Source organism: Claveliimonas bilis (genome assembly GCF_020892095.1).
Classification (GTDB): Bacteria; Bacillota; Clostridia; order Lachnospirales; family Lachnospiraceae; genus Claveliimonas; species Claveliimonas bilis.
The window spans coordinates 1667985-1679112 of sequence record NZ_AP024845.1; the positions used below are offsets into that span (position 1 = coordinate 1667985).

General features: G+C 45.2%; 12 protein-coding genes and 1 tRNA gene. 12 read left to right on the forward strand and 1 reads right to left on the reverse strand.

Going from position 1 to position 11128, the window contains the following annotated elements:
* Nucleotides 1-176: 176 nt before the first annotated feature.
* Nucleotides 177-1406 (forward strand): 5-bromo-4-chloroindolyl phosphate hydrolysis family protein, encoded by a 1230-nt coding sequence (locus EUBC25_RS08160; protein ID WP_230105013.1) that lies wholly within the window; start codon nt 177-179, stop codon nt 1404-1406.
* A 27-nt stretch (nt 1407-1433) separates the two neighbouring features.
* The gene (locus EUBC25_RS08165; protein ID WP_230105014.1) at nt 1434-2486 is read left to right on the forward strand and encodes a toxic anion resistance protein; all 1053 of its coding nucleotides are present in this window, start codon (nt 1434-1436) and stop codon (nt 2484-2486) included.
* Nucleotides 2487-2539: 53 nt separating this feature from the next.
* Here the strand turns inward: EUBC25_RS08165 and EUBC25_RS08170 are convergent, their stop codons facing one another.
* The gene (locus tag EUBC25_RS08170; protein WP_230105015.1) at nt 2540-3169 is read right to left on the reverse strand and encodes an ECF transporter S component; all 630 of its coding nucleotides are present in this window, start codon (nt 3167-3169) and stop codon (nt 2540-2542) included.
* A 97-nt stretch (nt 3170-3266) separates the two neighbouring features.
* Here EUBC25_RS08170 and coaBC point away from each other — a divergent pair, with 97 nt between their 5' ends.
* The 10 genes from coaBC to EUBC25_RS08220 all read left to right on the forward strand — a co-directional run bounded on the left by coaBC (nt 3267) and on the right by EUBC25_RS08220 (nt 11022).
* A complete protein-coding gene (gene coaBC, locus EUBC25_RS08175; protein ID WP_230107577.1) occupies nt 3267-4472 on the forward strand; it encodes a bifunctional phosphopantothenoylcysteine decarboxylase/phosphopantothenate--cysteine ligase CoaBC in 1206 nt (401 codons plus the stop codon).
* Between the two features lie 123 nt (nt 4473-4595).
* Nucleotides 4596-5234: a lactate utilization protein gene (locus EUBC25_RS08180; RefSeq protein WP_230105016.1), complete on the forward strand. Its 639-nt coding sequence runs from the start codon at nt 4596-4598 to the stop codon at nt 5232-5234.
* A gap of 81 nt (nt 5235-5315) precedes the next feature.
* A tRNA-Cys gene (locus tag EUBC25_RS08185) sits at nt 5316-5386 on the forward strand.
* 244 nt (nt 5387-5630) lie between these two features.
* Nucleotides 5631-6614: a helix-turn-helix transcriptional regulator gene (locus tag EUBC25_RS08190; RefSeq protein WP_230105017.1), complete on the forward strand. Its 984-nt coding sequence runs from the start codon at nt 5631-5633 to the stop codon at nt 6612-6614.
* Nucleotides 6615-6627: 13 nt separating this feature from the next.
* The gene (locus EUBC25_RS08195; RefSeq protein WP_230105018.1) at nt 6628-7302 is read left to right on the forward strand and encodes a hypothetical protein; all 675 of its coding nucleotides are present in this window, start codon (nt 6628-6630) and stop codon (nt 7300-7302) included.
* A gap of 229 nt (nt 7303-7531) precedes the next feature.
* A complete protein-coding gene (locus EUBC25_RS08200; protein ID WP_230105019.1) occupies nt 7532-8671 on the forward strand; it encodes a glycosyltransferase family 2 protein in 1140 nt (379 codons plus the stop codon).
* Nucleotides 8613-9155: a phosphodiester glycosidase family protein gene (locus EUBC25_RS08205; RefSeq protein ID WP_230105020.1), complete on the forward strand. Its 543-nt coding sequence runs from the start codon at nt 8613-8615 to the stop codon at nt 9153-9155. Before EUBC25_RS08200 ends, EUBC25_RS08205 begins: the two co-directional genes overlap by 59 nt.
* Complete coding sequence (locus EUBC25_RS08210; RefSeq protein ID WP_230105021.1) at nt 9155-9406, forward strand: hypothetical protein; 252 nt, start codon at nt 9155-9157, stop codon at nt 9404-9406. The genes EUBC25_RS08205 and EUBC25_RS08210 overlap by 1 nt, the downstream gene beginning before the upstream one ends.
* Before the next feature lie 206 nt (nt 9407-9612).
* On the forward strand, nt 9613-10248 hold the full coding sequence (locus EUBC25_RS08215; protein ID WP_230105022.1) for an immunoglobulin-like domain-containing protein: 636 nt from the start codon (nt 9613-9615) through the stop codon (nt 10246-10248).
* A 159-nt stretch (nt 10249-10407) separates the two neighbouring features.
* Complete coding sequence (locus tag EUBC25_RS08220; RefSeq protein WP_230105023.1) at nt 10408-11022, forward strand: metallophosphoesterase; 615 nt, start codon at nt 10408-10410, stop codon at nt 11020-11022.
* Nucleotides 11023-11128 lie beyond the last annotated feature (106 nt).

The window sequence follows — 11128 nt, forward strand, 5'->3', positions numbered from 1 at the left end:
CCTTGGGCTTCACGCTCGCTGGTGTTTGGCCTTCCGGAGTTTTTTGCATGGCAGATGCTTATAAAAATATTATATCACAAGGGGAACTTATCTGAAAGGGAATGCAGTAATACACTAGTCAGCAGGCCGGCAACTTGCTATAATGGAAGACAAAGAACAGAAAGGACGCAGAAAGCATGAACCAGGATTGGGAAAGATGGGGGCGCGACATTCGGAACATCGTTCAAAATGCCATTGACTCCCAGGATTTTCGCAGACTTAATGATACAATTGCAAATACAGTAAATGACGCGGTGTTTCAGTTCAAGGAGAGTGTCCGTCAGACAGGCGAAGGATTCCGGCAGTCCGGCGCTGATTTTGAGAAAAGCGGTCCGGATTTCCGGTGGGATGGACAGGAATACAGCAGGCCGGATACAAAGCCCCTCACTCTTTTTGCCGGCAATAAAGGAGTAAAAGCAGCAGGGATCATTTTAACGATTCTCGGATGCCTCCTGCTGATCCCAGGCAGTCTTGTGCTGGCGGCAACTGTAATAACCGTAGCGGTAACAGGAGCATTTCCATGGCTGGGAGGCCTTTTGATCGGGATGCTTTTGCTGCTGGTCGCAGCAGGAGCTGTTCTTATATGGAACGGCAGGACCCGCCTTGGAAGGAACAGGCGTTTTCATAAATATATTGAGATCATGCAGGGAAGAGTCTACTGCAATGTAAAGGAACTGGCCGATAAAAGCGGAAGATCAGCAAAAGGCGTTGTAAAGGATCTGAAACAGATGATCGAAAAGCGCTGGTTTCTGCAGGGGCATCTGGACGATCAGGAAACCTGCCTTATGGTGACGGACGCATTTTATGAAGAATATCAGCAGCTGAAACGGCAAAGAGAAGCCCACATGCAGGCGGAGAAGGAGCGCCGGGAAGCCAGGGAACAGGAGAGACAGAGGCAGGAAAGAACACCGGAAAAGCCGGAGACGGAAGCAGAAAAAGTCATCAGCCTGGGAAACTGGTATGTGAAGAAAATCCGGGAGTGCAACGATGCCATTCCGGGAGTGGAAATTTCCCGGAAAATTGACCGGATCGAACTTCTGGTCCGCAGGATATTTGACCGGGTGAGGGAAGATCCTTCTGCCGTGGAAGATATTGAAAAAATGATGGAATACTATCTCCCCACAACGGTGAAACTTCTGGAGGCTTACGAGCAGTTGGACGGCCAGCCGGAAGCAGGAGAAAATATCCGCCAGGCAAAAGAAGAGATTGAAAAGACGCTGGATACGCTGAATACAGCTTTTGAGAAATTGCTGGACAGCCTGTTTGAAGACGTGGCCTGGGATATTTCTTCTGATATTTCCGTACTGGAAGCAATGCTGGCGCAGGAGGGGCTGACAGAGGACGGCCTTCAGAAAAACAGAAAATAACAGAACAGATCAGGAAAGGAAATGAGCATGAACGAAGAATATCAAACCCTAACAGAACAGACCTCTCTTACAGAGGAAGAAAAAGCAAGAGCAGAAGCATTTGCCGGAGAGATTGATCTGTATGATTCCAACGCCGTTTTGCAGTATGGCTCCGGCGTACAGAAAAAGATGGCGGATTTTTCTGAAAAGGCACTGGAAAATGTGCGTACCAAAGATCTCGGTGAAATCGGCGGGCTGCTTACCGATGTCGTCACTGAATTGAAAGATTTTGACGAGGAAGAAAGCAAAGGAATTTTTGGATTTTTTAAGAAGAATGCCAATAAGCTGACAGCCATGAAAGCAAAATACGATAAGGCGGAGGCAAACATCTCCAAGATCTGTAAAACGCTGGAGGGCTATCAGGTTCAGCTTATGAAAGATGCAGCTCTTCTGGATAAGATGTATCAGCAGAATCTGGAATATTATAAAGAGCTGAACCTCTATATTGCGGCAGGAAAAAAGAAGATAGAGGATGTAAGGACAAAGGAACTCCCGGAAATGATAAAGAAAGCGGAGACCAGCGAGTTCCCGGAGGATATTCAGGCGGCGAAAGACCTGGAATCTCTGTGTGTACGTTTTGAAAAGAAAGTTCATGATCTGGAGCTGACAAGAATGATCGCAGTGCAGACTGCTCCGCAGATCAGGCTGGTGCAGAACAATGATACGCTGATGGTGGAGAAAATCCAATCTACCATTGTCAATACCGTGCCGCTGTGGAAAAGTCAGATGGTGCTTGCCCTTGGCGTGGAGCATTCCTCACAGGCAGCAGCTGCACAGCGGGAAGTGACAGATATGACAAATGAACTTCTTCGCAGGAATGCAGAAAAACTGAAGATGGCGTCTGTAGAATCCGCCAGAGAATCCGAGCGGGGAATCGTGGATATGGAAACACTGAAAGCCACAAATGAATCTCTTATTTCCACCCTTGATGAGGTAATGCAGATCCAGCAGGAAGGACGGACAAAGAGAAGAGAAGCGGAACAGGAAATACAGCGGCTGGAAGGAGAACTGAAAGCAAAATTGCTGGAAATCAGACGTTAAAAAAATAACGGGGGACGTAGCAAAATTCAATTTTACTACGTTCCCCGTTATTTTTATATCAAACTTTTTTTCATAAATTTCAAAAGTACTTTTCCCAGCGCCAGCACAAGTACAGCTGATGCGACGGCCTCCGGAATGCCGGATGCGGTGATGGTTCCCATGATGAGTCCCCACACGGCAGTCAGTCCTACGTCCTGTGCCTGGGCGTACTCTCTGGCAAAGAACAGATAAATGCTGCCCATGACGGTGATGGTATTTACCATAGATCCTGCAAAGCCCACAATCGGAAGACAGATTGTCTGATTCCAGTGGAAATGAAGGCACAGGCGCCAGAGCCAGCCGGCGGCGACGCCGATCAGGATACGGCATCCGATTGAGATCCACAGCGCTTTGGCAACTCCGGGAAATCCGGTCGTGCTCATAAAAGGTGAAAACGCAAAGGATAAAAGTGTAGGTGCCATGGTGTTGCTGATGACGGAGCAGATGCCGAATACGGCTCCCAAAACGCCTCCCGCAAAAGGCCCCAAAAGGATTGCTCCGATGATGACAGGAATGTGTACTGTTGTCGCCTTAATGATCGGAAGCTGGATCATGCCAAGCGGTGTGTTCGCAAGGACAATGACGATCGCTGCCATAAGTGCAACACAGACCATCCATCTGGTGTCATGTGTTTTTTCTCTCATTATTCAATTCCTCCTTGTTATCATTCCCTCTGTAGGGATATAATACAATTACGATGGAAGTATAGCACGAAAGGAAGGAATTTACAACATGTTGAAACTGTTAAAGGGCAAAACCATACTTCTGGGAGTAACAGGGGGGATCGCAGCTTACAAAAGCGCTTATCTTACCAGTCTTCTGGTAAAGGCAGGGGCTGATGTGCAGGTGATCATGACGGAACATGCGCAGGAATTTATTACGCCGCTGACATTTGAAGGACTGACAAATCAGCGGTGCCATACGGATACATTCGACAGAAACCATGAGTACAGCACAGAACATATTTCTCTGGCAGACCGGGCTGATGCAGTGATCATTGCTCCGGCAACAGCCAATGTGATCGCGAAGCTTGCTCATGGAATTGCGGATGATATGCTGACGACGACGGTTCTGGCCTGCACCTGTCCGAAAATCATTGTGCCTGCCATGAACACACGCATGTATGAAAATGCGGTTACGCAGGACAACCTTAGAAAATTAAAAGAGTACGGCATGGAGATTGTGGAACCGGCGGAGGGAAGACTTGCATGCGGAGATGTAGGAAAGGGAAAAATGCCGGAGCCGGATATTTTGTATCAGTATGTACTGAAGGCATGCGCATATAAAAAAGATATGGAAGGACTCAAGGTCCTTGTGACAGCAGGACCGACCCAGGAGAGCCTGGATCCGGTCCGCTATCTCACCAACCATTCCAGCGGGAAGATGGGATACAGCATTGCGCGTATCTGCGCACTGCGGGGAGCGGATGTGACACTGGTGAGCGGGCGCACCTCCATAGAACCGCCTATGTTTGTCAGCATTGTTCCGGTCGTAAGTGCACAGGATATGTACGAGGCCGTGACCCAAAGGAGCAGCCAGGCAGATATTATCATTAAAGCGGCAGCAGTGGCGGATTACCGTCCCGCCAGCGTCAGCAATGAAAAAATAAAAAAATCGGACAGCGATACCAGTCTTTCCCTGGAGCGTACAGAAGATATTTTGAAATTCCTCGGAAGCCATAAAAGAGAAGGACAGTTTATCTGCGGCTTCTCCATGGAAACCGAAAACATGTTGGAAAATTCCAAAGCAAAGCTGAAGAAGAAAAATGTGGATATGATCGTTGCCAACAATCTGAAGGTGGAAGGAGCCGGGTTTGGAACGGACACCAATATTGTAACCCTGATTACAGAGGACGCGGTAAAAGAACTGGAGATCATGAGCAAAGAGGAGGTGGCCGGATGCATTCTGGATGAGATCCTTGCCCGCCGCGCCGGCAATACCGTGTAAGAATGATAGCAATAGAAAAATAACGATAGAACAAACGGGAAAGGAATATATCACAAAATAAGAACATAGCGTATTTGGGAGAGAAGAAGCGAAACAGACAAAACATAAAGGAGGAGTTTACAAATGGACAACAACAGAAAAAAGAGAAACCAGATGCTGGCACAAAAAGTAATGAAAGGGCTGGAATCCAGGGGGATGGAAGGCTATTATGCGGAGACGAAAGAGGAAGCGCTTAAGACAGCTCTGGATATGATCCCGGAAGGAAGTGTGATCGGCTGGGGCGGTTCCATGTCCGCACAGGAGATCGGACTGATCGAAAAAGTCTGTCAGGGAAATTATACGGTCTATAACAGGGATACCTGTAAATCTCCGGAAGAAAAACGGGAAGTGCAGCTTAATATTTTCCACAGTGATTTCTTCCTGGCAAGCACCAATGCCATTACAGAAGACGGGATCCTGGTTAATATTGACGGAGTAGGGAACCGTGTGGCCTGCATTGCCTGGGGACCGAAAAATGTTCTGCTCATTGTAGGGATGAATAAAGTTGTCAAAGAAGTGGACGACGCCGTATCCCGCGCAAGAAACGAGGCGGCGCCTATCAATGCTATGCGTTTTGATCTGAGCACGCCCTGCTCTAAGACCGGAGCATGTGCGAATTGCAAATCTCCGGACAGTATCTGCAGCCAGATCCTTGTCACAAGATTTTCCAAAGAAAAAGGAAGGATCAAGGTAATCCTTGTCAATGAAGATTTGGGATTTTAATTGACGAACAAGAAATGCTCTGCTATAATAAAAAAGTGCCCGGCGGTCGGCAGAAATGACTGGAGTAGGGCACTTATATACGGCGCCATAGCCAAGTGGTAAGGCAGAGGTCTGCAACACCTTCATCACCAGTTCAAATCTGGTTGGCGCCTTTTACAAAACCCGGAAAAGTTTATTTTCCGGGTTGTTTTTATTTGCTAAATCTTTTAGGCTGTCGGCCATAATACAATCCCCTCCTCTTTTACATTTTTATAAAATGGTATTATATTTGTAGAATACGCAATACTAAAACTATAAGGGAATCAGCAATTGTTTCATTAAAACTTGTATTGTTTCAATATAAATGATACAATAAAAAAACAATGAAACTTATGAGGGATTCAAAGGAGATTGGATATGATGGAGTTTCTGAAATCAATATTTGGTGATAATATTATAATTACATCATATGAATACCCGATGGATACGCCAGTGTATATTCGGGATAATTATAATGTCCAACTTTTATCGTGGGATGAACACAGATGCGCATTGCTGTCACCGAATAGTAATTCCTGGCGTCTTCCATCCTTAAAGAAGCAGTTTGTAAATTTTTGCAAACTGAGCACTGTTCCGTGTGCGCTGTATTTGGATAGGCTTACTGCGCAGCAGCGCCGAAATTTAGTAGAAAACAGGCTGCCTTTTATAGCTGAATCACAACAGGTTTTTTTACCTTTCTGGGGATGCTTTTTTAATGAAAAATGTGCGTCCGTCTCCCATATAGAGGAAACCATGGCACCGGGTACGCAGCTGGTATTTCTTTATTTATATTACCATACAGGGCACAACAGGACTATGAACCAGACAGAGTTGTCAAAAAAGCTTCGGCTCTCAAAAGCAACCTGCAGTAGGGCGATCAAAGATCTGGCTGAATCAGGAGTCATTGAAATAAAAAATGAAGGTACAAATAAGTGGATTATTTCCCGGTTTGACAAACCAGAATTTTTAAGGAAAGCATATAGTAGGATGAAGTCGCCGGTAAAACGTGTTATATATGTGAAAAACGAGCCATCAGGACCGCACCTTCTTCAGAGTGGTGTAAAAGCACTTTCTTCTATATCAATGGTGGGCGTGAAAGAATACGATAGAGGGATTGCTGTCTCCGCAAGGATAGCATCGACAATTCCTGCAGAATACATCATATCAAAGCGGGAATTTGAAGACTTTGGAGGATCGGTTATCGAAGTATGGAGCTATGCCCCGGAATTACTTTCTGATAATGGACGGGTAGATGATATTTCTCTCTTGCTTAGTCTTGACAATGATCCGGATGAACGGATACAGATGGGACTGGATGAGATCAGAGAGAAGCACGGACTTCCGGTTAAAGATTACGAATGATAAGGAGAAGAATATGGTAAATGGGATCGATCTTTTTAAGGAACACTTCAGCGATTACAAAGAGCAGTATACAATAATCGGCGGATTCGCCTGTGATCTTCTTATGACAGATGCCGGACTGGATTTCAGGCAGACCGTAGATATTGATATGGTTATCATTATAGAAGCACTTACAACAGAATTCGCGTCTGCTTTCTGGACTTTTATTGATGATGGGGGTTACCAGGCACGCCATCGCAGCAGCGGACAACCGGAATTCTATCGTTTTGTCAATCCGACAGATCCATCATATCCGAAAATGATTGAATTATTTTCGCGTCCTCAGAGCAATGTAAAACTGCAGCCAAATACTCACCTTATGCCTCTGCATATCGATGATGAGGTGTCCAGTCTATCAGCGATATTGTTGAATGATGACTACTATCATTTCCTGTTGAATGGGAGGATAGAGAAAGCTGGAATCTCAATTCTGGATGCAGAGCATATTATTCCGCTTAAAATGAAGGCGTGGATTGATCTCAAGAGTAAAAAGGAACAGGGAATTCATGTTCCCTCTTCTGTTTTGGCGGATATTCAAAATTTTATCTTGCAGATGCGGGAAACGGATATACGGTTGTCAGATATTGGTATTTCCCGGTCAAAGGAATCTATCCTTGATATATACAGTAGGATGTACATAGAGGAATAAATGCGAAAATATATTATGAATAGTTTCATTCCTATTTTTTTATTTAATAAAGGAAAGGCAGTGCAGATCAGACGAACAGGTTTATAAACTTCCCAGGCCGATAACCCGCAAACATTGAGTGCAGGTTATCGGTTTTTTAATATTTAAAATTTGTTTAACAAATCTATACGAAGTGATTAGAACTATCCTTTAGACTACATTTTAAAACAAAGATGAAAGAAGGGATAGGATGGAGAGAACTGTTATCATACCGGCGCTGAATCCTGATGAAGGTCTGCGGGAAATTGTGGAAAGAAACTGGGAGTTGGAAAATCAGATTATTCTTGTAGATGATGGAAGTGATAAAAAGTATGAGAGGCTGTTCTGGGAGTTAGGGGAGAAGTGTATTGTTCTGCACCATGAAGAGAACAGGGGAAAGGGCGAGGCGATCAAAACGGCTTTGAAATATATCAAAGAAGAGCTATGGGAATGCAGAGTCGTTGGGATTATGGATGCAGATGGGCAGCATCTGCCTGATGATATGGAAAAGCTTCTGATGAAAGCAGCGGCAGAACCGATGGCGCTGATCGTGGGGAGCAGGACTATTGACAGGAATGTTCCCTGGAAATCCCGAATGGGAAATTTGATCACCCGAAGAATATTTCGGATGAAAACCGGAGTGGAGGTGTCAGATACACAGACCGGGCTTAGGGCTTTTTCAACGAGACTTCTTGATTTTATGCTGGATATAGAGGGGGAGCGCTATGAATATGAGATGAATGTACTGGTGACTTGCGCAAAAGCAAATATACCGATCATCGAAGTACCGATAGAAACGATTTATCACGATAAGGGAAATAGCTGTTCTCATTTTCGGAAAGTAAGGGACTCGGTGCGGATTTACAGGCAATTATTAAAGTTTTCTTTTGTTTCATTTTCCAGTTTTCTGCTGGGAGGAATTTACGGTGTGAATTATCTGATTCCGCAGAAAGGCATTTCGGCAAGGCCAATGGAAGTGCGGGCAGCAGACGGCCAAAAAGAAAGCCGGAGGGACAGTCAAAGAGAAAGCCAATTGGCGAGTCAGAAAAAACTCAATGGACTTCCCACAACAAAGGTGTCTCTGGATACACAAGACTGGCATGAGAAGTTTGCAGATAAGTTTACAGACCGGATCGTTTCCACGGATACTTCATATACAAGTCCCAATGTATCGGTAAAACTTACCTATTATTCGTGTGATACCAATCGGCTGGATAAGACGCAGGACGGCAATCATGAAAAATACGGGACGAATATTTCCTATGTGCTTGCTGATATTTATGTCGGCGCGGATGAAATCTGTTCTTGCGGTAAACGGGGATTCCTACAGCAACAGCAGACACCGGGATAATGGAACGATCATCCGCAATGGAGTGATCTATCGTGCACAGCAGACAGACATGGAGACCTGTGTCCTGAATTGGGACGGAACAATGAAAATATATAATCCGGAGGAAATGGATACTCAGAAACTTATTGACAGCGGCGCCTATCAGAGCTGGATCTTCGGGCCAAGCCTTTTGGACGGGAATGGAAAAGCAAAAACAACGTTCCGGACATGGCCTTATATTGAGGAGTCTCATCCGAGAACGGCTATCGGCTATTACGAGCCAGGACATTACTGTTTGCTGGTTGTAGACGGAAGGCAGGACAATTCAAGAGGAATGTTTCTGGATGAAATGGCGGGCCTTTTTGAACAGCTGGGATGCAAGGCGGCTTATAACCTGGACGGAGGACACTGTTCTTTTATGACATTAAAAGATCAGGTGGTGAATCATCCGTATAAGTCAGAGCATAAAGTAGAAGACGGAATATTTATTACGGAGGGAGTATAATGAAAGTAGTCGATCTTTTAAAAATTATAGCAGGGCATATTTGTATCATCTGCAGTATTTCATTGATGGTCATACAGATCCTGGACTGGTTCAATCCGTTAATGAATTTTATGGGTAACTCTATGTTTCTTTTATATGCTTTGTGTGCAGCGTCCGTCTTTCTCGGAGTATGTGAAATTTATCTGAGGAAGCCGGCGGAAAAACAGGGAGAGTATGGAGCAGGAGGATACGGAAAAATGAACCGGAGATAAATAAGAAAAAAGTAAGGGGATGGCCCCTTCTTTTTTATGCTTATTATTTATGAATCGTTTAAGAAATCGGAACCTGGTATGTCAAGGCGGCTGTAGCTGGCAACGAGAACTATACGGAACTGGAAGAAGTAAAGAGCTTTACCATCGCAAAAGCGATTCCGTCTTACACATTGCCGGAAGATCTGATCATCAAGCAGGGAGAGGCATTGTCAACAGTAGAACTCCCGGCGGGATTTACCTGGAACGACGAGACGCAGACAGCCGATGATCTTGGCACACATACATTCAAAGGAGTCTTCATGCCGGAAGATACAGCCAACTACCAGACGGTAGAGGTAGACATCTCGATTGAAGTTGTACCTGCTGTTACGCCGGTAAACCATGTACCGGTGATTACAGCAGAAGACAGGACTCTGACCGTGGGAGATACCTTCAACCCGTTGGAAGAAGTAACGGCAGCTGATACGGAAGACGGCGACCTTACGGAAAAGATTGAAGTCATCAATAATGAAGTGGATACTTCCAAGGCCGGCACATATGAAGTGACTTACGAAGTAACAGACAGCCAGGGAGCTGGCGCTGTGAAGACCATCACCGTTACCGTGAAGGAGAAAGACAATGCCCAGGGCTCAGGTGATTCAGGCGATACGGATTCGAGCGATACGACTACTGGAAGCAGTGCGGATAAAGGCAGCGGAGAGAAGGCAACCGCAAGAGGTGAGAAACAGACCGGTGTGGAGACGGGAGACGGCAGCAACATGATCGTGCGGGCTGCTCTGATGTTCGTATCTGTGCTGGGAGCGGTATTGTCCGTACGGTCCAGACGCAGGATGAGGAGATAATTCCGGGATAATTCCACAGATGGACGGCTGGCGAGAAAATTTTTGACAAAATGTGCGAAGCGCAAATATAATAGAAAAAGGACTATGACAGAATTTATTTCAAGATGAAAGTCATAGTTCTTTTTCTGTTTACAAGGAAAAAGGCAAAGGAGTGATCTTATGAGATACTATATTGCAGACTGCCATTTTTTTCATGAAGCCCTTAATGAAAAAATGGACAAACGCGGTTTTGAAAGTGTTCAGGCAATGAATGAATACATGATAGAAAAGTGGAATCAGAAAGTACGGCGCAATGACGAGGTTGTTATCCTTGGGGATTTTTCCTGGGGAAATGCAGAGGAGACAAATGATCTTCTGGACAGGCTTCACGGGAAACTATATATGATCCGGGGAAATCACGACTACTTTCTGCAAAAATCAGATTTCCGGGCGGAGCGGTTTGTGTGGATAAAGTCCTATGCGGAAATGCAGGACAATCAAAGAAAGGTAATCCTCTGCCATTATCCGGTGATGTGCTATAACGGTCAGTACCGGCTGGACAGAAAGGGGAATCCCAGAACCTATATGCTTTACGGACATGTGCATGATACGATGGATCAGAGACTGCTGGAACAGTTTCAGGAAATAACAAAAAGAACGACTGTACAAAGTCCGGATGGAGAGGAGAGGCCGATTCCCAGCAGCATGATCAATTGTTTCTGCATGTATTCGGACTATACGCCCCTTACGCTGGACGAGTGGATTGCTCTGGACAGAGAGAGGAGAAGTATTTAGTATTACGGATCCATTCAGATGTGTATGTCCGGTCAGGGGATACAGCTCAATCAGATGCCACTTGACATAGTACGAAATAAAATATAAAATAGTACGACAAGAGACT